The 20,703-nt window shown below is 57.0% G+C and carries 31 protein-coding genes; 1 reads left to right on the top strand and 30 read right to left on the bottom strand.

The genetic code is table 11. From position 1 onward, the window contains the following. Positions 1-19 precede the first annotated feature (19 nt). From infA to creB, 26 genes are all read right to left on the bottom strand, one after another. Complete coding sequence (infA, locus tag D9M09_RS00210) at positions 20-238, bottom strand: translation initiation factor IF-1 (protein ID WP_005663428.1); 219 nt, start codon at positions 236-238, stop codon at positions 20-22. Positions 239-256: 18 nt separating this feature from the next. Beyond that, positions 257-1,591: a preprotein translocase subunit SecY gene (gene secY, locus D9M09_RS00205; protein ID WP_010394438.1), complete on the bottom strand. Its 1,335-nt coding sequence runs from the start codon at positions 1,589-1,591 to the stop codon at positions 257-259. 32 nt (positions 1,592-1,623) lie between these two features. After that, positions 1,624-2,055: a 50S ribosomal protein L15 gene (rplO, locus tag D9M09_RS00200; protein WP_034753211.1), complete on the bottom strand. Its 432-nt coding sequence runs from the start codon at positions 2,053-2,055 to the stop codon at positions 1,624-1,626. A gap of 30 nt (positions 2,056-2,085) precedes the next feature. Next, positions 2,086-2,265 (bottom strand): 50S ribosomal protein L30, encoded by a 180-nt coding sequence (rpmD, locus tag D9M09_RS00195; RefSeq protein WP_010394435.1) that lies wholly within the window; start codon positions 2,263-2,265, stop codon positions 2,086-2,088. A 10-nt stretch (positions 2,266-2,275) separates the two neighbouring features. Further along, complete coding sequence (gene rpsE, locus D9M09_RS00190; RefSeq protein WP_010394433.1) at positions 2,276-2,794, bottom strand: 30S ribosomal protein S5; 519 nt, start codon at positions 2,792-2,794, stop codon at positions 2,276-2,278. Positions 2,795-2,803: 9 nt separating this feature from the next. Then, complete coding sequence (gene rplR / locus D9M09_RS00185; RefSeq protein WP_010394431.1) at positions 2,804-3,166, bottom strand: 50S ribosomal protein L18; 363 nt, start codon at positions 3,164-3,166, stop codon at positions 2,804-2,806. A 13-nt stretch (positions 3,167-3,179) separates the two neighbouring features. Continuing rightward, positions 3,180-3,713: a 50S ribosomal protein L6 gene (rplF, locus tag D9M09_RS00180; RefSeq protein WP_065310145.1), complete on the bottom strand. Its 534-nt coding sequence runs from the start codon at positions 3,711-3,713 to the stop codon at positions 3,180-3,182. A 10-nt stretch (positions 3,714-3,723) separates the two neighbouring features. Further along, a complete protein-coding gene (rpsH, locus tag D9M09_RS00175; protein ID WP_034753208.1) occupies positions 3,724-4,119 on the bottom strand; it encodes a 30S ribosomal protein S8 in 396 nt (131 codons plus the stop codon). A 14-nt stretch (positions 4,120-4,133) separates the two neighbouring features. Continuing rightward, a complete protein-coding gene (rpsN, locus tag D9M09_RS00170; protein ID WP_010394423.1) occupies positions 4,134-4,439 on the bottom strand; it encodes a 30S ribosomal protein S14 in 306 nt (101 codons plus the stop codon). 2 nt (positions 4,440-4,441) lie between these two features. After that, entirely contained in the window at positions 4,442-4,981 is a 540-nt protein-coding gene (gene rplE / locus D9M09_RS00165) for a 50S ribosomal protein L5 (RefSeq protein WP_010394421.1), read from the bottom strand. Positions 4,982-4,987: 6 nt separating this feature from the next. After that, positions 4,988-5,302: a 50S ribosomal protein L24 gene (gene rplX / locus D9M09_RS00160; RefSeq protein ID WP_034753204.1), complete on the bottom strand. Its 315-nt coding sequence runs from the start codon at positions 5,300-5,302 to the stop codon at positions 4,988-4,990. A gap of 9 nt (positions 5,303-5,311) precedes the next feature. Further along, the gene (gene rplN, locus D9M09_RS00155) at positions 5,312-5,680 is read right to left on the bottom strand and encodes a 50S ribosomal protein L14 (protein WP_008444317.1); all 369 of its coding nucleotides are present in this window, start codon (positions 5,678-5,680) and stop codon (positions 5,312-5,314) included. A gap of 253 nt (positions 5,681-5,933) precedes the next feature. After that, positions 5,934-6,206 carry a 30S ribosomal protein S17 gene (gene rpsQ, locus D9M09_RS00150; protein WP_010394415.1) on the bottom strand — a complete coding sequence of 91 codons (273 nt, stop codon included), beginning with the start codon at positions 6,204-6,206 and terminating at the stop codon, positions 5,934-5,936. Beyond that, positions 6,203-6,394 carry a 50S ribosomal protein L29 gene (gene rpmC / locus D9M09_RS00145; RefSeq protein WP_010394412.1) on the bottom strand — a complete coding sequence of 64 codons (192 nt, stop codon included), beginning with the start codon at positions 6,392-6,394 and terminating at the stop codon, positions 6,203-6,205. The genes rpsQ and rpmC overlap by 4 nt, the downstream gene beginning before the upstream one ends. Positions 6,395-6,406: 12 nt before the next feature. Then, positions 6,407-6,826 carry a 50S ribosomal protein L16 gene (gene rplP, locus D9M09_RS00140; protein ID WP_034753201.1) on the bottom strand — a complete coding sequence of 140 codons (420 nt, stop codon included), beginning with the start codon at positions 6,824-6,826 and terminating at the stop codon, positions 6,407-6,409. A gap of 2 nt (positions 6,827-6,828) precedes the next feature. Then, complete coding sequence (gene rpsC / locus D9M09_RS00135) at positions 6,829-7,653, bottom strand: 30S ribosomal protein S3 (RefSeq protein WP_034753199.1); 825 nt, start codon at positions 7,651-7,653, stop codon at positions 6,829-6,831. Between the two features lie 9 nt (positions 7,654-7,662). After that, entirely contained in the window at positions 7,663-7,995 is a 333-nt protein-coding gene (rplV, locus tag D9M09_RS00130) for a 50S ribosomal protein L22 (RefSeq protein ID WP_170840583.1), read from the bottom strand. Further along, a complete protein-coding gene (gene rpsS / locus D9M09_RS00125) occupies positions 7,992-8,267 on the bottom strand; it encodes a 30S ribosomal protein S19 (protein ID WP_008444295.1) in 276 nt (91 codons plus the stop codon). The genes rplV and rpsS overlap by 4 nt, the downstream gene beginning before the upstream one ends. A gap of 10 nt (positions 8,268-8,277) precedes the next feature. Further along, a complete protein-coding gene (rplB, locus tag D9M09_RS00120; RefSeq protein ID WP_034753198.1) occupies positions 8,278-9,105 on the bottom strand; it encodes a 50S ribosomal protein L2 in 828 nt (275 codons plus the stop codon). Then, complete coding sequence (gene rplW, locus D9M09_RS00115) at positions 9,105-9,422, bottom strand: 50S ribosomal protein L23 (protein ID WP_010394398.1); 318 nt, start codon at positions 9,420-9,422, stop codon at positions 9,105-9,107. Before rplW ends, rplB begins: the two co-directional genes overlap by 1 nt. Beyond that, entirely contained in the window at positions 9,419-10,039 is a 621-nt protein-coding gene (gene rplD, locus D9M09_RS00110; protein WP_034753197.1) for a 50S ribosomal protein L4, read from the bottom strand. Before rplD ends, rplW begins: the two co-directional genes overlap by 4 nt. Positions 10,040-10,042: 3 nt before the next feature. After that, a complete protein-coding gene (gene rplC / locus D9M09_RS00105; RefSeq protein WP_010394393.1) occupies positions 10,043-10,699 on the bottom strand; it encodes a 50S ribosomal protein L3 in 657 nt (218 codons plus the stop codon). A 325-nt stretch (positions 10,700-11,024) separates the two neighbouring features. Beyond that, on the bottom strand, positions 11,025-11,213 hold the full coding sequence (locus D9M09_RS00100) for a hypothetical protein (RefSeq protein WP_070221705.1): 189 nt from the start codon (positions 11,211-11,213) through the stop codon (positions 11,025-11,027). A 243-nt stretch (positions 11,214-11,456) separates the two neighbouring features. Further along, positions 11,457-12,848 carry a cell envelope integrity protein CreD gene (creD, locus tag D9M09_RS00095; RefSeq protein ID WP_121668325.1) on the bottom strand — a complete coding sequence of 464 codons (1,392 nt, stop codon included), beginning with the start codon at positions 12,846-12,848 and terminating at the stop codon, positions 11,457-11,459. 97 nt (positions 12,849-12,945) lie between these two features. Further along, positions 12,946-14,367 carry a two-component system sensor histidine kinase CreC gene (gene creC / locus D9M09_RS00090; protein WP_121668324.1) on the bottom strand — a complete coding sequence of 474 codons (1,422 nt, stop codon included), beginning with the start codon at positions 14,365-14,367 and terminating at the stop codon, positions 12,946-12,948. Then, positions 14,364-15,095: a two-component system response regulator CreB gene (gene creB / locus D9M09_RS00085; RefSeq protein WP_121670911.1), complete on the bottom strand. Its 732-nt coding sequence runs from the start codon at positions 15,093-15,095 to the stop codon at positions 14,364-14,366. Before creB ends, creC begins: the two co-directional genes overlap by 4 nt. A 164-nt stretch (positions 15,096-15,259) precedes the next feature. Here creB and D9M09_RS00080 point away from each other — a divergent pair, with 164 nt between their 5' ends. Further along, complete coding sequence (locus D9M09_RS00080) at positions 15,260-15,805, top strand: tetratricopeptide repeat protein (protein WP_070221708.1); 546 nt, start codon at positions 15,260-15,262, stop codon at positions 15,803-15,805. A gap of 17 nt (positions 15,806-15,822) precedes the next feature. Here D9M09_RS00080 and D9M09_RS00075 read toward each other — a convergent pair whose 3' ends face one another. The 4 genes from D9M09_RS00075 to fusA all read right to left on the bottom strand — a co-directional run bounded on the left by D9M09_RS00075 (position 15,823) and on the right by fusA (position 20,677). Further along, positions 15,823-16,668 carry a DUF817 domain-containing protein gene (locus D9M09_RS00075; RefSeq protein ID WP_121668323.1) on the bottom strand — a complete coding sequence of 282 codons (846 nt, stop codon included), beginning with the start codon at positions 16,666-16,668 and terminating at the stop codon, positions 15,823-15,825. Positions 16,669-16,811: 143 nt separating this feature from the next. Then, entirely contained in the window at positions 16,812-17,129 is a 318-nt protein-coding gene (gene rpsJ / locus D9M09_RS00070; RefSeq protein WP_010394389.1) for a 30S ribosomal protein S10, read from the bottom strand. 179 nt (positions 17,130-17,308) lie between these two features. Next, positions 17,309-18,499, bottom strand: coding sequence for an elongation factor Tu (tuf, locus tag D9M09_RS00065; protein WP_077398776.1), 1,191 nt, complete (start codon positions 18,497-18,499; stop codon positions 17,309-17,311). 72 nt (positions 18,500-18,571) lie between these two features. Next, positions 18,572-20,677: an elongation factor G gene (gene fusA, locus D9M09_RS00060; RefSeq protein WP_070223447.1), complete on the bottom strand. Its 2,106-nt coding sequence runs from the start codon at positions 20,675-20,677 to the stop codon at positions 18,572-18,574. Positions 20,678-20,703 lie beyond the last annotated feature (26 nt).

The raw sequence follows: 20,703 nt of genomic DNA, 5'->3' as shown, positions 1-20,703 counted from the left end.
TTTGGTTTGATTCAGTGTGTTACTTGGTACGGAACACAATGCGGGCTCGGCTCAGGTCGTACGGCGTTAACTCCACCGTCACCTTGTCTCCAGGGAGAATGCGAATATAGTTCATCCGCATTTTACCTGAAATATGCCCGAGCACCACGTGTCCGTTCTCCAGCTTCACTCGAAATGTTGCATTTGGGAGATTCTCAAGAATCTCGCCCTGCATCTGTATGACGTCGTCTTTTGCCATTCGGTATGTTTACCGCGCTTAACGCGTCGGAATTCCGCCCTTGAAATTTGCTTTGCGCAGCAGCGAATCATATTGCTGCGACATCACGTAGTTCTGTACTTGCGCCATGAAATCCATGGTGACAACTACAATAATCAATAAAGAAGTACCGCCGAAATAGAATGGTACTTTCCACTGGGCTTGCATAAATTCCGGCAATAAACACACCAGGGTGATGTAGACTGCGCCGGCAAGTGTCAAGCGTGTCAGGATCTTGTCGATGTAACGGGCTGTCTGCTCGCCTGGACGGATCCCGGGAATGAACGCACCGCTTTTCTTCAAGTTATCCGCTGTTTCCTTGCTGTTAAATACCAGCGCTGTATAGAAGAAACAGAAAAACACGATCGCCACTGCGTACAACAGCGCATGGATAGGCTCACCAGGCCCCATCGATGCTGCCAAATCTTTCAAGAACCGCACCGCAGGGTTAGCGTTGTCGGCGCCCTTTGAAAACCAGTCCACGATAGTGGCCGGGAACAAGATGATCGAAGAAGCAAAGATCGGCGGGATCACGCCGGCCATGTTCAGCTTCAACGGCAAATGGCTGGTTTGACCGCCATAAATCTTGTTGCCTACCTGGCGCTTCGCGTAATTGACCAATATTTTGCGCTGACCACGTTCGACGAATACAACGAAGTACGTTACCAGTGCTACCAGAATCACGATGAAAATCGCGCTGAAGCTGCCGATCGAACCATTCGACACCTGAGTGAACAAGCCACCCAACGCCGACGGCAGACCTGCTGCAATCCCGGCAAAAATGATGATCGAGATGCCATTCCCCAAGCCACGCTCGGTAATTTGCTCACCCAACCACATCAAAAACATTGTTCCGGTCAACAAAGTGACGACCGTCACGAAGCGGAATGCAAGACCAGGTTCCAACACCAGACCAGCTTGCGACTCCAGTGCGACTGCAATGCCTAACGCTTGGAACAGTGCCAGGGCAACCGTGAAATACCGGGTGTACTGGGTGATCTTGCGACGACCTGCTTCGCCTTCTTTTTTCAACGCTTCCATCTGCGGTGACACGATCGACAGCAATTGCATGATGATCGAGGCCGAGATATAAGGCATGATACCCAGCGCAAACACTGTAAAACGAGACAAGGCACCGCCCGAGAACATGTTGAACATGCCCAGGACGCCGCCTTCGTGCTCCTTGAACAGCGAGGCTAATTGTGTCGGGTCAATCCCGGGAACCGGGACGTGAGCACCGATACGATAAACCACCAATGCGCCAAGCAAAAACCAGAGCCGTCCCCAAGGGAAACCGGCCGCTGCACTTTTAGCAAGTTGTGGATTAGTCGCCAATTTTCGCTCCGATCAAGCTGTTAGCGGTCAACTCAGGCTACCGAGCCGCCGGCTGCTTCGATGGCTGCTTTCGCGCCAGCGGACACTTTCAAGCCCTTCAAATTCACCGCTTTGGTGATTTCGCCGGACAAGATCACGCGCACGTCACGGGCCAACACGCCCAGAACGCCAGCTTGCTTCAAGACCAGAATGTCGACATCGCCAACAGCCAGGTTGTTCAGATCGGACAGGCGCACTTCAGCTTTGAAGGTTGCGTGCATCGATTTGAAACCGCGCTTAGGCAGACGGCGTTGCAGAGGCATCTGACCGCCTTCGAAACCGACTTTATGAAAGCCGCCCGAACGCGATTTCTGACCTTTGTGACCACGACCCGAGGTTTTACCCAGGCCGGAGCCGATACCGCGACCGACGCGACGCTTGTAGTGCTTAGCGCCTTCGGCTGGTGCAATAGTATTCAATTCCATGATTTGCTCCGTTCGTGTAAGCCCGAAGGCTTACCCGACAACTTTAACGAGATACGATACTTTATTGATCATGCCGCGTACGGATGGGGTGTCTTGCAATTCGGAAACCGAATTTACACGACGCAGACCCAGACCGCGCACGGTAGCGCGATGCGATTCGCGCGTACCGATCAAGCCCTTGACCAATTGCACTTTGACTGTGTTTGTCATTTTGTCCACCTTAAGCCAGAATGTCTTCGACCGACTTGCCGCGTTTGGCAGCGATATCGGAAGCAGTGCTCATTTTCGACAGGCCGTCCAGCGTAGCGCGTACCAGGTTGTATGGGTTGTTCGAACCGGTGGATTTCGCCACCACGTCCGTCACGCCCATCACTTCGAAGATAGCGCGCATTGCGCCACCAGCGATAACGCCAGTACCAGGCTTAGCTGGGTTCATCAGGACCTTGGAGGCGCCGTGACGACCAACAACCGTGTGATGCAAGGTGCCGTTTTTGAGCGGTACTTTGATCAGGTTGCGACGGGCTTCTTCCATTGCCTTCTGCACGCCAACTGGCACTTCTTTCGATTTGCCCTTGCCCATGCCGACGCGGCCATCGCCATCACCAACTACGGTCAGCGCGGCGAAACCCATGATACGACCACCCTTGACCACTTTGGTCACGCGGTTGATCGCGATCATTTTTTCGCGCATGCCATCATCCGGCTTGTCGCTTTGCATTTTTGCTTGCATTTTTGCCATGATTGATCCTTAGAACTTCAGACCGGCTTCGCGTGCGGCTTCTGCCAACGCTTTCACACGGCCGTGGTAACGGAAACCGGAGCGGTCAAACGCAACTTCGGTAATCCCTGCTTTCAACGCTTTTTCAGCGACGCGCTTGCCGATCAAGGCTGCAGCAGCGGCATTGCCGCCTTTGCCGGATTGGCCTGCCAGTTCAGCGCGAACTTCCGCTTCAGCCGTCGAGGCCGAAACCAGGACTTTAGCGTCCGGGCTGATCAGGTTGGCGTAAATGTGCAGGTTGGTGCGGTGCACCGACAAGCGATTTACTTTCAATTCCGCAATCTTGATGCGGGTTTGGCGTCCGCGGCGAAGCCGTGATTCTTTCTTATCCATCGTCAGCCCCTAATTACTTCTTCTTGGTTTCTTTAAGCTTAACCACTTCGTCCGCATAGCGAACGCCCTTGCCCTTGTAAGGCTCAGGGGAGCGGTAAGCACGAACTTCAGCGGCTACCTGGCCAACCTGTTGACGGTCGATACCTTTAATCAGGATCTCGGTCGGGGTTGGTGTTGCGCAGGTAACGCCGGCTGGCATGTCATGCACTACAGGGTGCGAGAAACCCAGGGACAGATTCAACTTGTCGCCTTGAGCTTGCGCCTTGTAACCCACGCCTACCAGGTTCAGCTTTTTCTCGAAACCCTTGGTGACGCCAACAACCATGTTGTTGACCAGTGCGCGCAGCGTGCCGGACATGGCATTGGCTTCGCGGCTGTCGTTCGCCACGTCGAAACTCAGGGTTCCTGCATTGTTTTCCACTTTGACCTGGCCGGTGAGGGCCTGGGAAAGTACGCCCAGCGGGCCTTTTACGGTGATCGCTTGTGCGGAGATGGCGACTTCGGCGCCAGCTGGCACTACGATAGGCATTTTAGCTACTCGAGACATGTGTAACTCCTTAAGCCACGTAGCAAATAACTTCGCCGCCGACACCGGTAGCGCGTGCTTTGCGGTCAGTCATGACGCCTTGCGGAGTCGACACGATCGCCACACCCAAGCCATTCATCACAACAGGGATCTCGTCTTTACCCTTGTAGACGCGCAGACCCGGACGGGACACGCGCTCCAAGCGCTCAATGACGGGACGGCCAACATAATACTTCAAACCGATTTTCAGTTCCGCTTTGCCACCAGCTTCGGCAACAGCGAAATCTTCAATGTAACCCTCGTCCTTCAGGACGCTGGCAATCGCAATTTTGACTTTCGACGATGGCATGGCCACGGTCGTCTTTTGCACGCCTTGTGCATTGCGAATGCGGGTCAGCATATCGGCGATAGGATCGCTCATACTCATTGCATATTCTCCTATTACCAGCTTGCTTTTGTCATACCCGGAATTTCACCACGCATGGCGAATTCACGGAGCTTGATACGACCCAGACCGAATTTACGGAATGTGCCGCGCGGACGACCAGTGATGGCGCAACGGTTACGTTGACGCGTCGGGTTCGAGTTACGTGGCAGCGCCTGCAATTTCAGGCGAGCTTCGTAGCGCTCTTCTTCCGATTTCGATTGGTCATCGACGATGGCCTTGAGAGCTTCGCGCTTAGGGGCGAATTTCGCCACCAGGTCAGCACGCTTGATCTCACGATTAATCAGTGACAGTTTGGCCATGATCAGTTCCTGAAAGGGAATTTAAAGGCGGCGAGCAAAGCTTTGGCTTCGTCATCGGTCTTAGCGGTTGTCGTGATGCTGATATTCATACCGCGCAACGCGTCAATCTTGTCGTATTCGATTTCAGGGAAAATGATCTGTTCCTTGACACCGATGTTGTAGTTGCCACGACCATCAAATGCACGGCCGTTCACACCACGGAAATCGCGTACGCGCGGCAGGGCCACGGTAATGAAGCGATCCAGGAACTCGTACATGCGAGCGCCGCGCAGGGTGACCATCGTACCGATCGGGTAACCTTCACGGATTTTGAAGCCTGCGATCGCTTTGCGGGACTTGGTGGTCACTGGCTTCTGGCCGGCGATCTTGGTCAAGTCAGCAACTGCGTGCTCGAGAACTTTTTTATCCGCGATAGCCTCACCAACACCCATGTTCAGGGTGATCTTGGTCAGGCGTGGAACTTCCATTACCGACTTGTAACCAAACTTGCTGGTCAGGTCGGCAACGACTTTTTCTTTATAGAATTCTTGGAGACGTGCCATGATTTCTTAAGCCTTCACTACTTCGCCGGAGGATTTAAAGATGCGAACTTTCTTGCCGTCCACTTCTTTGAAACCCACGCGATCTGCCTTGCCAGTCGCTGCATTAAACAATGCAACGTTGGACACGTGAATTGGCATGGTCTTATCGACGATACCACCAGTTACGCCAGTCATCGGGTTTGGCTTAGTCGCTTTTTTAGCGATGTTAATGCCGTCAACCACGATATGTTCAGCATCGATACGCTGCTGTACCACACCACGTTTGCCCTTGTCTTTCCCGGTCAGAACGATGACTTCGTCGTTTTTACGAATCTTATCCATTACGACTCCTTACAGGACTTCCGGTGCCAGGGACACGATTTTCATGAACTTCTCAGTGCGCAGTTCGCGCGTGACAGGTCCAAAAATACGGGTACCGATCGGTTCCAGCTTGGCGTTCAACAGAACGGCGGCGTTGCCGTCGAACTTCACCAGGGAACCGTCTTGGCGGCGAACACCTTTAGCGGTGCGCACAACCACGGCGTTATAAATTTCACCTTTTTTGACACGGCCACGTGGCGCAGCAACCTTAACGGTTACCTTGATCACATCGCCAATGCCAGCATAACGGCGCTTGGAGCCGCCCAATACCTTGATGCACATTACTTCTTTGGCACCGGTATTGTCAGCCACTTCGAGCCGGCTTTCAGTTTGAATCATAGTATTCTCTTTCCCAACTTAAGCCGAAGAATCCACACAATGTAGACCCACGGTCAGTCTTGGTCCCGCCAGAGCCGCCCTGCTGGGCTTCACTGTTTGGGTGCATGACCTTCATACATCAACTGACCGCGAATGCTACTGTCTGTGGCCAGACACTTTGCGGCGTTACATGAACGAAGCCCGCAAGTATTACATACAATTTGCGGGCCTGCAAGTACTAATTAAAAGCCACCGCCGAAACGGTGGTTTTTATTTAAACGGTTGGTGCGGCTTGAACCACACGTGTCACCGTCCATGCCTTCGTTTTGGAGATCGGGCGACCTTCCTGGATCTCGACCGTGTCACCGGCCTTGACTTGGTTGGTCTCGTCATGCGCGTGATACTTGTTCGAGCGCATGATGATCTTGCCATACAAAGGATGTTTTACGTGGCGCTCGATCAGAACGGTAACGGTCTTGTCCATCTTGTCCGAAACCACTTTACCGATCAGCGTGCGCTTGAGCGACTGTTTCACTGGTTCGTTCATTTGGCTTCCTTCAGATTCATTACCGTCTTCACACGCGCGATATCGCGGCGTACCTTCTTGAGCTGCGAAGTGTTGCTCAGCTGCTGCGTAGCGATTTGCATGCGCAGGCCGAACTGTGCCTTCAACAGGTCATTCAGCTCTTTTTGCAGAGCTGGCTGGTCCTTGCCGCGGAGTTCAGATGCTTTCATATACAACTCCAATTATTGGCCGACTTGGCGGATGACAAACGTCGTCGCCAGTGGCAGTTTAGCGGCGGCAAGACGGAATGCTTCCCGTGCCAGCGCTTCATCAACGCCATCCATTTCGTACAGTACTTTGCCTGGCTGAATTTCAGCGACGTAGTACTCAGGATTACCTTTACCGTTACCCATACGGACTTCAGCCGGTTTGTTCGAAATCGGTTTATCCGGGAAAATACGGATCCAGATACGGCCACCGCGCTTGATGTGACGCGTCATTGCACGACGCGCCGCTTCAATTTGACGCGCAGTGATACGACCGCGCGCAACTGCCTTCAGACCGAATTCGCCAAACGACACGGCGGTGCCGCGGCTGTGCGAAATACCGGTGTTACGGCCTTTCTGCTCTTTACGATACTTTCTGCGTGCTGGTTGCAGCATGATTATTCTCCTGCTTTCTCAGCTGGTGCTGCTGCGGCGGCCGGTTTAGCGGCGGTACGCACACGTGCACCTGGTGCTGTGGATGGTTTCGCACCGGCACCGGCTGGACGTGGACGGCCAGCTGGCTTGCCATCGTCACGGCGTGGGCCGCGGCTTTTCTTCTCGTCAGCTGGGGTATCGATGACTGGTGCATCGCCGTTAGGCGCGCGGTCACCTTTGTATACCCACACCTTGACACCGATGATGCCGTAGGTGGTCGACGCTTCGCTGGTACCGTAGTCGATATCGGCGCGCAGGGTATGCAGAGGCACGCGGCCTTCGCGGTACCACTCTTTACGCGCGATTTCGATACCGTTCAGACGGCCGGACGACATGATCTTGATACCGAGAGCACCCAGGCGCATTGCATTTTGCATTGCACGCTTCATGGCGCGGCGGAACATGATCCGTTTTTCCAGCTGCTGAGCGATCGAATCGGCGATCAGTTGCGAGTCGATTTCTGGCTTGCGAATTTCTTCGATGTTCACGTGAACAGGCACGCCCATGATCTTGGTCAGCGCGGACTTCAGTACTTCGATGTCTTCGCCTTTTTTACCAATGACCACGCCTGGACGCGAGCTGTAGATCGTGAAGCGCGCGTTCTTGGCTGGGCGCTCGATAACGATGCGGCCAACGGAAGCGTTCTTCAGTTTCTTTTTCAGGTAAGCACGTGCTTTCAAGTCTTCGTTCAGCATGGCAGCGAAATTACCGTTGCCTGCATACCAGCGCGAAGCCCAGTTACGGGTGACCGCCAGACGGAAACCGGTTGGATGAATTTTCTGACCCATCGTGGCTCCTTAGTTACCGACAGTCACGTAAACGTGACAGGATTGTTTCGAAATACGGTCGCCACGGCCTTTTGCACGCGCGGTGAAGCGCTTCAGGACCGGGCCCTTTTCGACGTAGATCGTTTTCACGAACAATTCGTCGATGTCCGCGCCATCATTGTGCTCGGCATTCGCAATAGCGGATTCCAGAACGCGTTTGATGATCGCAGCACCTTTTTTCGGGCTGAATTGCAAGATGTTGAGTGCAGCGTCAACTTTCTTGCCACGGATCAGGTCAGCAACCAGGCGGCCCTTTTGGTCCGACAGGCGCACACCTTTGAGGATAGCTTTAGTTTCCATTATTTCTTAGCCTTTTTGTCAGCTGCATGGCCCTTGAACGTACGGGTCAGTGCGAATTCGCCGAGCTTGTGACCAACCATGTTTTCGGAAACATAAACCGGCACGTGCAGCTTGCCGTTATGCACCGCGATCGTCAGGCCGATGAAGTCAGGCATGATTGTCGAACGACGCGACCAGGTTTTGATTGGCTTTTTGTCTTTGGCTGCTTGTGCGGCTTCAACTTTTTTCACCAGGTGGGCGTCACAGAACGGCCCTTTTTTCAATGAACGTGTCATGTGCTACCCCTTATTTCTTGCCGCGGCGCGAGACGATCATGGAAGTAGTACGCTTGTTGCTGCGTGTCTTCTTACCCTTGGTCTGTTGGCCCCATGGCGAAACTGGATGACGACCAGCTGCTGTTTTACCTTCACCACCACCGTGCGGGTGATCGACCGGGTTCATGACCACACCGCGAACGGTAGGACGAACACCGCGCCAGCGCATCGCACCAGCTTTACCGATTTTACGCAGGCTATGCTCGGCATTGCCGACTTCACCAACCGTTGCACGGCACTCGATGTGCACGCGACGTACTTCACCCGAGCGCAGACGCACTTGAGCGTAGGTACCTTCACGTGCCATCAGCACAACGCCAGCGCCGGCGGTACGTGCCATTTGGGCACCTTTACCTGGCAGCATTTCAACGCAATGCATCACGGTACCGACTGGGATGTTACGGATTGGCAAGCAGTTACCCGATTTGATCGGTGCTTCCGAACCGTTCATCACGCTGTCGCCAACGGCCATGCCTTTGGTTGCGATGATGTAGTGACGTTCGCCGTCGGCGTAGCACAACAGAGCGATATTCGCGGTGCGGTTTGGATCGTATTCGATACGTTCCACTTTCGCTGGAATACCATCTTTGGTGCGCTTGAAGTCGATCAAGCGGTAGTGTTGCTTATGACCACCACCGATATGACGGGTGGTGATGTGACCGTTGTTGTTACGACCAGCGGTCTTGGATTTCTTTTCAACCAGGGCAGCAAACGGACGACCTTTGTACAGGTCGGCATTCACCACCTTCACCATGCCGCGACGGCCTGGCGAGGTTGGTTTCATCTTAACGAGTGCCATTATGCAGCCTCCTCGGAGAAGTTGATTTCCTGGCCAGGCTTCAGGCACACGAAAGCACGCTTGGTATGGTTACGACGACCGTTGAACTTGCCGGTGCGCTTTTGCTTACCTTCGCGGTTTGCAGTTTGCACGGACAGAACTTCAACCTTGAACAGCAGTTCGACCGCTGCCTTGATTTCAGGCTTGGTTGCATCCGGCAGTACGCGGAATACAATTTGCTCGTTCTTTTCCGCGACCATGGTGGCCTTTTCGGAAATCACGGGCGCCAACAGCACCTTCATCAAGCGTTCTTCGCTATGTTTCAAAATCGCGCTCATGCCAGCATCTCCTCAATCTTGGCCAATGCAGCTTTGGTGACCAGGATCTTCTTGTAGAACACCAGGGACATCGGGTCTGCGTGACGTGGCTCAACGACGAGTACGTTAGGCAGGTTGCGCGATGCCAGTTCCAGGTTTTCGTTCAGAACGTCGGTGATGATCAGAACCGAATCAAAGCCCAGGCCGTTCAATTTTTGCGACAGCAGCTTGGTTTTTGGCGCGTCGATCGTCAGATCGTCGATGACGATCAGGCGCTCTTCGCGAGCCAGCTGCGACAGGATCGAGCAGATACCTGCGCGATACATCTTTTTGTTCACTTTGTGGGTGAAGTTTTCGTCAGGCGAGTTCGGGAAAATCCGACCACCGCCGCGCCACAGTGGCGACGACGACATACCAGCACGAGCGCGGCCGGTACCTTTTTGGCGCCATGGCTTTTTCGTCGTGTGGTGAACTTCTTCACGGTCTTTTTGCTTGCGGTTACCACTACGTGCATTCGCTTGATAAGCGATGACGACTTGGTGGATCAGCGCTTCATTGTAGTCACGGCCGAAAATCGTATCGGCTGCAGCAACGTTCGAGGCGGCTTGACCTTGCGCATTCAGAAGCTTGAGTTCCATCGTTTAAGCTCCCTTCTTGGCTTTGGTTTTGATGGCTGGCGAGACAACTACCTGGCCATTTTTCGCACCTGGAATCGCGCCTTTGACCAGCAGCAGCTGACGGTCGGCATCGATACGGGCGATCACGAGGTTCTGGATCGTACGGTTAACGTCACCCAGATGACCGGTCATGCGCTTACCAGGGAAAACGCGACCTGGATCTTGTGCCATACCGATGGAACCTGGAACGTTGTGCGAACGCGAGTTACCGTGCGTTGCACGGCCAGAAGCGAAGTGGTAACGTTTGATAACGCCTGCATAGCCTTTACCGATGGTAACGCCTTGCACGTCGATCTTTTGACCGACTTCGAACAGGGAAGCAGCGACAACATCGCCAGCTTTCAGTTCAGCGGCTTTGGCAGCGTCGACACGGAACTCTTTCAACAGAGTACCGGCTTCAACGCCAGCTTTAGCGTGATGACCAGCAACAGCTTTGGTCACGCGGGAAGCGCGACGTTGACCGAATGCGACCTGAACAGCGGAGTAGCCATCTGTTTCAGGGGTTTTGATTTGCGCAACACGGTTGTTCGATACGTCCAACACGGTGACCGGGATCGAATCCCCTTCATCCGTGAAAATGCGCATCATACCAACCTTGCGACCGAGAAGGCCTAGGCTCATTTTTTCTCCATTCCCACCTGCGATTGGGCGGGGCTTGTTTAACTACAAAGTAACGTAGGACTCAAAAAAGACGAATCCATACCGAAGCCGGCTAGTATATAGCACAAAAACCCTTGACGCAACAAGTTAACACGAGGTATGTCAAAGTGTTGCGCGACGCCCCTGCGGGAGTTGTCGGCGCCCCTGAAAAACGCTGCCACAAGGCAATTTAACAGGCGCAAAGCACGGCGGCATGCGCCCTTGCGGGCGATGGCACAAACACACAGGGCTCGCCATGGCATGCGCGCCCTGCTCCACTCATCCTGGGCGTGGCGCCCGGAAAAGCTTATTGCTGGCAGTTGATCAGGCAATGTTCGTACAGGTCCTCGCAGATCGGGCTGCCGCCGAGGTGCGCCCGGCAATTCGCCACTTTTTGCCCGCACTCGCTATAGCACTGCGTGACGTCGCCAGCGGCAAACGCGTACGAGGCGCTCAGGCCCAACGCAAACAGAAAAACCATCGTCTTCTTGATCATATTGCATCTCCGTTTTATCGGATGGACAAACAACCAGGACGCCACGCCATCCTCGCACCGCCCCGGGCAGACGCCACGGCGCCCGCCATTACCTAAAAAGCAATGCCAATAGCATACCGTAAACAATACCAACCAACTACCAATTAATGCTGCAGTTCTTTCCCCGCGCAAAATGCAAAAGCCAGCCCGGGCATATCACTGTCCGGGCTGGCTGCAAGGTGGCGCATGGCGCCAAGGTAAGTCTTACTCTTGGGGCGCTCCTTTGCCAATCTGATACCAGTCCACCTTGCGCGTCGCCACCATGATGGCGGCCAGCACGGCAAACAGCAGGATGCTGCCCATCACCAGCGCATTGTTTTCCGAGCTCAGCAAGCCATACAGGGCGCCATACAGCATGGTCAGCCCCACGCCGAAGCCGATCCCGCGCCAGGCGTTGTGCAGCACGTGCACCAGATAAAAGCTGGTCAGCACGATACAGGCGGCGCTGGCGATCAGATAGGCGGTCAGGAAGGCGATGTGTTCCGCCAGGCCCACCAGCAGCAGGAAAAAGATCACCAGCGACAGGCCCACCAGCAGGTACTGCACCGGGTGGATCGGCAGGCTTTTCAGGATTTCAAAGATGAAGAAGGCGGCAAAGGTCAGTGCCACGAACAGCAAGCCATATTTGGTGGCCCGGTCCGATTGCGAATACACGTTCACCGGCTCGATGAAGCCCACGCTGAAGCGGTCGATCTGGCCCAGCGGCGCACTGTCGGGCACCTTGAACTCGCCCTCGATCGTGCTCAGCTGCGTTTGCGCATTGGTGGCCAGCGAGGAGATGCTCCACTCGACCTGAAAGCCATCGGCGTTGATCTGGCGGAATTTCGGCGACGGCAGGAAGCGCCCGCCAAACTGCGGATGGGGCCAGTTCGACTTGATGCTGATCTGACTGTTTTTCGCCACCGGCACGAAGTGCTGGCGTTCGATGCCATCGAGGCCCAGGTCAAAGCTGAAATGCACCTGCTGCGGCGCCGCCAGCGGCATGGCGCCCAGCGGCGCATGCAGGCCGCTGCGGAAGGCAAACAGGTCGCTACCCTGCTCGAACTCGATCTTCTGGCCGCCCCAGTCGATTTTCGGGATGTTGCGGATACCGCGCACGTCCTCGATGGACAGGGCCACGAACGGCGCACCCAGAGTCACGCGCGAATCCGGCGACTTGCGCGGCAGCTGGCTGCCGGCCGGCACCGTGAAGTCGCCCTTGAACGCGTGCTGGCCGCTGTAGACCAGCACCTGGTGGATGCCGCGGTAGCGGCGGTCCGTGTCGATGTTACCGTTGAGCAGTAAATTATTCGGGTAGACAAGCAGACGGCGCTGCACCGTGCGGCGCAACAACTCCGTGCGCACCGCCGATTTCGCCTCCTTGTCATCGCCCTTGGCCACCTCCACGCGCTCTTCATACTGCTCCGTGTAGGGAATCACCAGGATGGGGCCGATGATGGTTTGTTCGCGCACCGAATCGGCGGCGATGCTGTTGACGGCTTCCTGGCGGAATTCCATCCGCTCCTTGATCGTTTCCTGAATCATCAGCAAAGGCAGGCCGATTATCAGCATCAGGCCGAACACGATCAACGCTTTGACTAACAGAGTTTTTTGCATGGCGCATCCTTGAAGTAAGGCGGCCAGTGTAAAAAAGCTGTATGCGCTGACGATGCAGTCCGTGTGAAGCGGGCAAATAAAGTGCGCTAAGAGTGTGCTAAGCCAGCGGCAGGCACAGGTGCGCGCAGGCGCCACCGTCCGCATGATTGAGCACCTCGACCGTGCCGCCATGCAGGGAGGCGACCTCGCGCACGAAGGGCAGGCCCAGGCCCGTGCTCTTGCCGGCGCTCGGGCGCGGCAGGGAGTAAAAACGCTCGAAGACGCGCTCCAGCGCATACGCGGGGATGCCTGCGCCGCGGTCGCGCACGGCGATTTCCACGTGCGCGCCCCGGCGATGCGCCGTCACGTCGATGCAGCTGCCCGGCGGCGCAAAGCCGGCCGCGTTGTCGAGCAGATTGCCCAGCGCCTGGCGCAGCAGCAGTGCGTCCCCGGCCACACTCGCCTCGTCCGCCTGAAGCTGCAGGCGCACGCCGCGCGCCGCCAGCGTGGCGGCCGCATCCTGCGCCACTTGCGCGAGCAGGGGCCCCAGCGCGATGCGCTCGGGGTGGTCGAGGCGCTGCTGCTTCTCCACACGCACGAGGGCCAGCAGCTTGTCGATCAATTGCCGCTGGCGCGCGTTCTGCTCGAGGATACTGGCAAGGAACTGGCGCCGCTCGGCCGGCGGCATGTCTTCCTGCAGCAGCTCGGCCGAGGCCTGGATGGCGGCGATCGGGCTTTTCAATTCATGCGTCAGCGTATGCATCAGCTGCTCCACGTATTCCTTGCCTTCCAGACGCGTGCGCATCGCCTCCAGCGCCCGTCCCAGGGTGCCGATCTCGTTCGTACCCAGCGCCGGCAGCGCCACCTTGCGCCCCGCTTCCACATCGCCGATATAGGTCATCAGCTTGCCCAGCGCATGGTGCAGCCACCACGCGAACGCCAGGCCGATCAGCAGCGACAGCAGCAACAGCACGGCGCCGCGCTGCAGGATCTTGCGCTGGCTGCGCTCGACAAACGCTTGCACGCTGGCGTTCGGCTTGGCCACCGTCAGCACGCCGATCACCTCATTGCCGTCGCGAATCGGCGCGGCCACGTGCATCACGGTCGACATCTCGTCGTCGGGCCGGCTGCGCGTGCTGCGCGCGCCATACTTGCCCTGCAAGGTCAGATACACGTCATTCCAGCGCGAATAGTCGCGCCCCACGTCGCGCCCGCCGGAGTCGAACAGCACGATGCCGTGCCGGTCCGTGATGGTGATGCGGTAATCGAGCGTGCGCTTGCGCACGCCATTGATATTGACGTCCACGCCATGGCGCGCGTAATCCTGCATGCGCGCGGCCACGGGCGACTGCGCCAGCGTACCCGCCTTCACGTCGGGCGCCACCAGGCTGGCCAGCAGCTGCGAGGTGTCGACCAGGGTGTCTTCCAGGGTCGAGCGCACGCCCGGCTTGACCTGCTCCATGAAGACATTCAGCAGGAACCACGCGGCCAGCCCGACGATCAGGAAGTAGCCGAGCAGGATGCGCAGGCCGATCTTCATGCGCCGGCCAGGCTGTAGCCGAGGCCACGGTGGGTGTGGATGGGATCGGCCTGCGCGTCGACGGCGCGCAGCTTGGCGCGCAGCGATTTGACATGCGCATCGACCGTGCGCTCGAGCGTGTCGGGCGCCCCGCTCCACACGCGCTCCATCAGCTGCGCGCGCGACAGCACGTGGCCCGGATGCGCGAGCAGGGTTTTCAGCAACAGGTATTCATAGCGGGTCAGGTCCAGCGGCTGGCCGTGAAACAGTACCCGCGCCTCGAGCGCGCGCAACTCGAAGCGCGCCGGCGCGGTCGCGACGGCAGGCGCAGCTATCGTCATGCCCGCCTCGCGCGGCGCCTGGGCGACGCCTGCGCGGCGCAGGATGACGCGGATGCGCGCCACCAGTTCGCGCGGCGAAAACGGTTTGGTGACGTAATCGTCGGCGCCGATTTCCAGGCCGACGATACGGTCGATCTCGTCGCTGCGGGCCGTCAGGAAGATCACCGGCACCTCGGAAAACTGGCGCAGCCGGCGGCATACTTCCAGCCCGCTCATGTCAGGCAAGCCCACGTCGAGCACCACGAGAACAGGCGTCTGAGCGTCTTCGCCGGACATGGGGCGCAGCGCGGCCAGGGCGTGCTCGCCCAACATCACATGGCGCGGCGTAAAGCCGTCCGTGCGCAGGGCATAGGCGATGCTGTCGGCAATCGCCTGTTCATCTTCCACGATCAGGACAGTCTTGGACATGGCGGCGGCACGCATTAGTGGACAATCCCGGAGTATCACTGAAGCATGCAAGCGGCGTCAATCGCGCGGCCGGCGAAAAGCCACCCGCCCCAAAAAACTTGGAGTATATTTATTACGGCATGACTCCGCCGATACACCGTGTTTGACACCCGTCCGAGGAGACTATGAAGACCCATACCATCAGCCTGCTATGCGCTGTCAGCCTGCTGGCCGCCTGCACGGCGCCAGCGACACTCGCCACCTCCAACGCACAACAAGATGCCTGTAACGCGGCCGAACGCAAGGGCCAGTTTGGCGAAGCGGAACTGGCTTGCGTACAGGCGCTGCGCAGCGCCGAGCAGGCCGGGGCCGGCGCGGACATCGTCTCGCAGCGCCAGTCCAACCTGGGCCGCATCAAGCGCTTGCAGGGCAAGAATGCCGAAGCGGAGCAACTGTACCGGCAAGCCCTGGACACGGAGGAGACGGCGCAGCCGCGCAGCGATGCGCGCGTCGGCCGCCGCATGGTGGAACTGGCGTCGGCCCTGGCCGCGCAAGGCAAATGGCAGGAAGGCACGGGCTATCTGGAACGCGTGCTGCCGCTGCTGCCGAAGCTGTCGCCCGGCTCGCGCACGTATTCGGCAGAAGTGCTGCGCCAGTACGCCAAACAGCTGCAAGGCGGCCCGCAAGCAGCGCTGGGCGCGCGCTTCGAGGCGGTGGCGGCCAGCCTGTAATAAGCGACTGCCTGCGCCTAAGGCTGGGCCACGTGGATGCTGGCCTTGATGTGCTTGAGGTGGGCCACGATCGTGAACGTCATCACCACCAGCAGCGACCATGAGCTCCATTTGCTGACGTGCACCACCGACCACGCGCCAAGCTGGTTCGGATAGCGCCACACGCCCCAGAAGGTGCTGATGTTTTCGGCCAGCCAGATGAAGAAGCCGACCAGCACGAAACCGAGCAGCAGGGGCATGCTGCGGTCGCGGTCGAGCGGGCGGAACACCACGGTGGTGCGCGCATACAAGCCCAGCGCACAGGCGGCCAGGTACCAGCGATAGTCGCCGATGTAGTGGTGGGTAAAGAAGTTAGCGTAGATCAGCAGCGCGATCAGCACCGCCATCCAGTACGGCGGATGGTGGCGGATCCGCATGTCGAGCAGGCGCCAGGTCTGGATGATGTAGCTGCCCACGGCCGCATACATGAAGCCGGAAAACAGGGGAACGCCAAACACCTTGGTGTAGGCAAAGTCGGGATAGCTCCACGACTGTATCGTCCCCGACACCTTAAACACCTCCAGCGCGAAGCCGACCGCATGAAACAGGCAGATGGCTTTCAATTCATCCCACGTTTCCAGCCCCCTCCAGACCATCGCGCCCTGGATCGCCAGCGCTACCAGCAGCAGCACGTCATAGCGCGGCAGGCCGAACAGGCCGGCGCGCGGCACCAGGAACACGGCAGCAAAAAACAGTCCCACAAACAGGCATGACCTCGCCTCCTTGATGCCGAAATACAAAAATTCGGTCAGGAAGCGCGGCCAGCCGCGCAGGCGCTGACGGGGAGTTGCATTGAGCAGGTGGGTATCGAGGGCGTTGAGCATGCGGCAACTTTATCGGGCGGGCGCGGCACTGTAAAGTGGTTTTGCACGGCACAAAAGCAATGGGGCCGGGCGCACTCACGATCGTGAGCAGGCCCGGCCCCATCTCAGGCGGCGGGATACCCCGCCGGCCTTCTTAAAAACGATTATTGCAGTTTGATTTCGACATCAACACCAGCTGGCAGGTCCAGCTTCATCAGCGCGTCAACGGTTTTGTCCGTTGGGTCAACGATGTCCATCAGGCGTTGGTGCGTACGGATCTCGAACTGATCGCGCGAAGTTTTGTTGACGTGCGGGGAACGCAGCACATCGAAACGCTGAATACGGGTAGGCAGTGGTACTGGGCCTTTGACGACAGCGCCGGTGCGCTTCGCGGTCTCAACGATTTCCAGAGCGGACTGGTCGATCAGCTTGTAATCGAAAGCCTTCAGGCGGATACGGATTTTTTGGTTTGGTGCCGACATGATATTTCCTTAAAAGAACGAACCGCGCGGATTGCACGGCAATGAGGTCATACGGGAATTTCTGACGCAACAACCGTCAGGGTCGACATGATAGCACCAAAATGCTTGCCAACCCCGGCAGTTGAATAAAAAGAAGGGCGCCGGGCGACGACGCGTCTTCTTTTATATTCGCTTAATAATTAAGCGATGATTTTTGCAACAACACCAGCGCCGACGGTACGGCCGCCTTCGCGGATAGCGAAGCGCAGGCCTTCTTCCATCGCGATCGGGTTGATCAGCTTGACGGTGATCGACACGTTATCGCCTGGCATGACCATTTCTTTGTCTGCTGGCAACTCGATCGAACCGGTTACGTCCGTCGTGCGGAAGTAGAACTGTGGACGATAGTTGTTGAAGAATGGCGTATGACGGCCGCCTTCGTCTTTCGACAGAACATAGATCTCGCCGGTGAAGTGCGCATGCGGCTTGATCGAGCCTGGCTTGGCCAGCACTTGACCACGTTGCACGTCTTCACGCTTGGTGCCGCGCAGCAGCAGACCAACGTTGTCGCCAGCTTGACCTTGGTCCAGCAGCTTGCGGAACATTTCCACGCCGGTGCAAGTCGTTTTGACGGTATCGGTGATACCGACGATTTCGATCTCTTCGCCGACTTTAACAATGCCGCGCTCGATACGACCGGTCACAACGGTACCGCGACCCGAGATCGAGAACACGTCTTCCACTGGCATCAGGAACGCACCGTCAACAGCGCGCTCTGGCGTTGGGATGTAAGCATCCAGCGCATCGGCCAGACGCAGCACTGCGTCAACGCCCATTTCGCCTTCTTTGCCTTCCAGCGCCATACGTGCCGAACCTTTGATGATTGGCAGGTCGTCGCCTGGGAATTCGTACTTCGACAACAGCTCGCGCACTTCCATTTCAACCAGTTCCAGCAGCTCTGCGTCGTCGACCAGGTCGCACTTGTTCAGGAACACGATGATGTATGGAACGCCAACTTGGCGGGCCAGCAGGATGTGTTCGCGGGTCTGTGGCATTGGGCCGTCAGCTGCGGAGCACACCAGGATCGCGCCGTCCATCTGGGCTGCACCGGTAATCATGTTTTTGATGTAATCGGCGTGGCCTGGGCAGTCAACGTGCGCGTAGTGACGCGTTTCCGTTTCGTACTCGACGTGGGCGGTGTTAATCGTGATACCGCGCGCTTTTTCTTCTGGTGCTGCATCGATCTGGTCGTATGCTTTAGCTTCGCCGCCGAATTTCTTCGACAGAACCGTTGCGATTGCAGCGGTCAGCGTGGTTTTACCGTGGTCGACGTGGCCGATGGTGCCGACGTTGACGTGCGGCTTGGTCCGTTCGAATTTACCTTTTGCCATTTTATTCTTCCTTAGAACAATGATTTAAATGTAGGGACCGGCATTCTCGTGAAAGCCGGCCCGGAACTTCTATTACTTAGCTTTCGAGCTTACGATTGCTTCAGTCACATGCTTAGGTGCTTCAGCATAGTGCTTGAATTCCATCGTGTAAGTCGCACGACCTTGGGTCGACGAACGCAACGATGTAGCGTAACCGAACATTTCCGACAGAGGTACTTCGGCCTTGATGATCTTGCCGCCACCGCCAGCAATTTCATCCATACCTTGCACCATGCCGCGACGCGACGACAGATCGCCCATCACGGTACCGGCGTAGTCTTCCGGCGTTTCCACTTCCACGGCCATCATCGGCTCCAGGATGACTGGCGATGCTTTGCGGCAGCCATCTTTGAATGCCATCGAAGCGGCCATGCGGAATGCATTTTCGTTCGAGTCAACATCATGGTACGAACCGAAGAACAGCGTGACTTTCACGTCAACGACTGGGTAGCCAGCCATCACGCCCGAAGTCAGCGTGTCGCGCACACCTTTTTCAACTGCAGGGATGTATTCGCGAGGAACGGTACCGCCCTTGATCGCGTCAACGAATTCGAAGCCCTTGCCCGGCTCTTGCGGTTCGATCTTCAGAACCACGTGACCGTATTGACCACGACCACCCGATTGCTTGACGAATTTGCCTTCCGACTCTTCGCACACTTTACGGATCGTTTCGCGGTAAGCCACTTGTGGCTTGCCGACGGTCGCTTCAACGTTGAATTCGCGCTTCATGCGGTCAACGATGATGTCCAGGTGCAACTCGCCCATACCGGCGATGATGGTCTGGCCCGATTCTTCATCGGTACGCACGCGGAACGATGGATCTTCTGCAGCCAGGCGGTTCAGGGCCAGACCCATTTTTTCCTGGTCGGCCTTGGTTTTTGGCTCGACTGCCTGCGAAATCACCGGCTCAGGGAAGACCATGCGCTCCAGAACCACGCTGGCTTTTTCGTCGCAAAGCGTATCGCCCGTGGTGGTGTCTTTCAGACCCACAACGGCGGCGATGTCGCCAGCGCGCATTTCCTTGATTTCTTCGCGTTCGTTCGCTTGCATCTGCACGATACGGCCGATACGCTCTTTCTTCTGCTTCACGGAGTTCAACACCGAGTCGCCCGAATTCAGGGTACCCGAGTAGCAACGGATGAAGCACAACTGACCGACGAACGGATCGGTTGCGATCTTGAACGCCAATGCCGAGAATTTCTCATTGTCGTCAGCTGCGCGCTCGACTGGCTGCTCGTCGTCATCCAGACCTGGGACAGGCGGAATGTCGATTGGCGATGGCAGGTACTCGATGACCGCGTCCAACATGGCTTGTACGCCCTTGTTTTTAAAGGCGGTACCGCACAACATTGGAACGATTTCGCTGGCGATGGTACGCTGACGCAGAGCAGCCTTGATCTCGGCTTCCGACAGGTCGCCTTCTTCCAGGTACTTGTTCATCAGGTCTTCCGACGCTTCAGCAGCGGCTTCAACCATGTTTTCGCGCCACTTGGCAGCATCGGCGGCCAGGTGTGCAGGAATGTCGCCGTATTCAAACTTCATGCCTTGCGAAGCGTCGTCCCAGATAACCGCTTTCATCTTGACCAGATCGATCACACCGGTGAAGACGTCTTCAGCGCCGATAGGCATCTGAATAGGTACTGGGTTCGCTTTCAGACGCGAACGCATCTGATCGTAGACCTTGAAGAAGTTGGCGCCGGTACGGTCCATCTTGTTCACGAAGGCCAGACGTGGCACTTTGTACTTGTTAGCCTGACGCCATACCGTTTCCGATTGTGGCTGCACGCCGCCGACTGCACAGTAAACCATGCAGGCGCCATCCAACACGCGCATCGAACGTTCCACTTCAATGGTGAAGTCAACGTGGCCTGGGGTGTCGATGATGTTGATGTGGTGCGCTGGGAAGTTGTTTGCCATGCCTTTCCAGAAGCACGTAACAGCAGCCGAGGTAATCGTGATACCGCGCTCTTGCTCCTGTGCCATCCAGTCGGTGGTGGCAGCGCCATCATGGACTTCGCCCAGCTTATGGTTCACGCCTGTGTAGAACAGGACGCGCTCAGTCGTGGTCGTCTTACCTGCATCGATGTGAGCGGAAATACCGATATTGCGGTAGCGCTCAATGGGGGTCTTGCGGGCCATAATTAATCCTAAATGAATGGACAAAA

It is taken from the genome of Janthinobacterium agaricidamnosum, from assembly GCF_003667705.1.
Lineage (GTDB): Bacteria > Pseudomonadota > Gammaproteobacteria > Burkholderiales > Burkholderiaceae_D > Janthinobacterium.
The sequence above is the reverse complement of the archived record's forward strand: the minus strand, read 5'-3'. Positions and strand labels throughout refer to the sequence as shown.

Excerpts from the sequence above, each read along its gene's own strand:
- rplW (WP_010394398.1), bottom strand. The coding sequence starts at position 9,422 with ATGAGCGCGATTTTGAAACATAGCGAAGAACGCTTGATGAAGGTGCTG.
- creB (WP_121670911.1), bottom strand. The coding sequence starts at position 15,095 with ATGTCCAAGACTGTCCTGATCGTGGAAGATGAACAGGCGATTGCCGAC.
- rplP (WP_034753201.1), bottom strand. The coding sequence starts at position 6,826 with ATGCTGCAACCAGCACGCAGAAAGTATCGTAAAGAGCAGAAAGGCCGT.
- rplB (WP_034753198.1), bottom strand. The coding sequence starts at position 9,105 with ATGGCACTCGTTAAGATGAAACCAACCTCGCCAGGCCGTCGCGGCATG.
- rplX (WP_034753204.1), bottom strand. The coding sequence starts at position 5,302 with ATGGATAAGATTCGTAAAAACGACGAAGTCATCGTTCTGACCGGGAAA.
- rplF (WP_065310145.1), bottom strand. The coding sequence starts at position 3,713 with ATGTCTCGAGTAGCTAAAATGCCTATCGTAGTGCCAGCTGGCGCCGAA.
- rpsJ (WP_010394389.1), bottom strand. The coding sequence starts at position 17,129 with ATGTCGGCACCAAACCAAAAAATCCGTATCCGCCTGAAGGCTTTCGAT.
- creD (WP_121668325.1), bottom strand. The coding sequence starts at position 12,848 with ATGCAAAAAACTCTGTTAGTCAAAGCGTTGATCGTGTTCGGCCTGATG.
- rplE (WP_010394421.1), bottom strand. The coding sequence starts at position 4,981 with ATGGCACGTCTCCAAGAATTCTATAAAGAAAAAGTCGTTGCCGACCTG.
- rpsQ (WP_010394415.1), bottom strand. The coding sequence starts at position 6,206 with ATGAACGAACCAGTGAAACAGTCGCTCAAGCGCACGCTGATCGGTAAA.
- tuf (WP_077398776.1), bottom strand. The coding sequence starts at position 18,499 with ATGGCAAAAGGTAAATTCGAACGGACCAAGCCGCACGTCAACGTCGGC.
- rplN (WP_008444317.1), bottom strand. The coding sequence starts at position 5,680 with ATGATTCAAACTGAAAGCCGGCTCGAAGTGGCTGACAATACCGGTGCC.
- rplD (WP_034753197.1), bottom strand. The coding sequence starts at position 10,039 with ATGGAACTCAAGCTTCTGAATGCGCAAGGTCAAGCCGCCTCGAACGTT.
- rplO (WP_034753211.1), bottom strand. The coding sequence starts at position 2,055 with ATGGAATTGAATACTATTGCACCAGCCGAAGGCGCTAAGCACTACAAG.
- rplR (WP_010394431.1), bottom strand. The coding sequence starts at position 3,166 with ATGGATAAGAAAGAATCACGGCTTCGCCGCGGACGCCAAACCCGCATC.
- rpsE (WP_010394433.1), bottom strand. The coding sequence starts at position 2,794 with ATGGCAAAAATGCAAGCAAAAATGCAAAGCGACAAGCCGGATGATGGC.
- rplC (WP_010394393.1), bottom strand. The coding sequence starts at position 10,699 with ATGAGCCTAGGCCTTCTCGGTCGCAAGGTTGGTATGATGCGCATTTTC.
- D9M09_RS00080 (WP_070221708.1), top strand. The coding sequence starts at position 15,260 with ATGAAGACCCATACCATCAGCCTGCTATGCGCTGTCAGCCTGCTGGCC.
- rpsS (WP_008444295.1), bottom strand. The coding sequence starts at position 8,267 with ATGACACGTTCATTGAAAAAAGGGCCGTTCTGTGACGCCCACCTGGTG.
- creC (WP_121668324.1), bottom strand. The coding sequence starts at position 14,367 with ATGAAGATCGGCCTGCGCATCCTGCTCGGCTACTTCCTGATCGTCGGG.
- D9M09_RS00100 (WP_070221705.1), bottom strand. The coding sequence starts at position 11,213 with ATGATCAAGAAGACGATGGTTTTTCTGTTTGCGTTGGGCCTGAGCGCC.
- infA (WP_005663428.1), bottom strand. The coding sequence starts at position 238 with ATGGCAAAAGACGACGTCATACAGATGCAGGGCGAGATTCTTGAGAAT.
- D9M09_RS00075 (WP_121668323.1), bottom strand. The coding sequence starts at position 16,668 with ATGCTCAACGCCCTCGATACCCACCTGCTCAATGCAACTCCCCGTCAG.
- fusA (WP_070223447.1), bottom strand. The coding sequence starts at position 20,677 with ATGGCCCGCAAGACCCCCATTGAGCGCTACCGCAATATCGGTATTTCC.
- rpmC (WP_010394412.1), bottom strand. The coding sequence starts at position 6,394 with ATGAAAGCATCTGAACTCCGCGGCAAGGACCAGCCAGCTCTGCAAAAA.
- rpsC (WP_034753199.1), bottom strand. The coding sequence starts at position 7,653 with ATGGGTCAGAAAATTCATCCAACCGGTTTCCGTCTGGCGGTCACCCGT.
- rpsH (WP_034753208.1), bottom strand. The coding sequence starts at position 4,119 with ATGAGTATGAGCGATCCTATCGCCGATATGCTGACCCGCATTCGCAAT.
- rpsN (WP_010394423.1), bottom strand. The coding sequence starts at position 4,439 with ATGGCCAAACTGTCACTGATTAATCGTGAGATCAAGCGTGCTGACCTG.
- rpmD (WP_010394435.1), bottom strand. The coding sequence starts at position 2,265 with ATGACAAACACAGTCAAAGTGCAATTGGTCAAGGGCTTGATCGGTACG.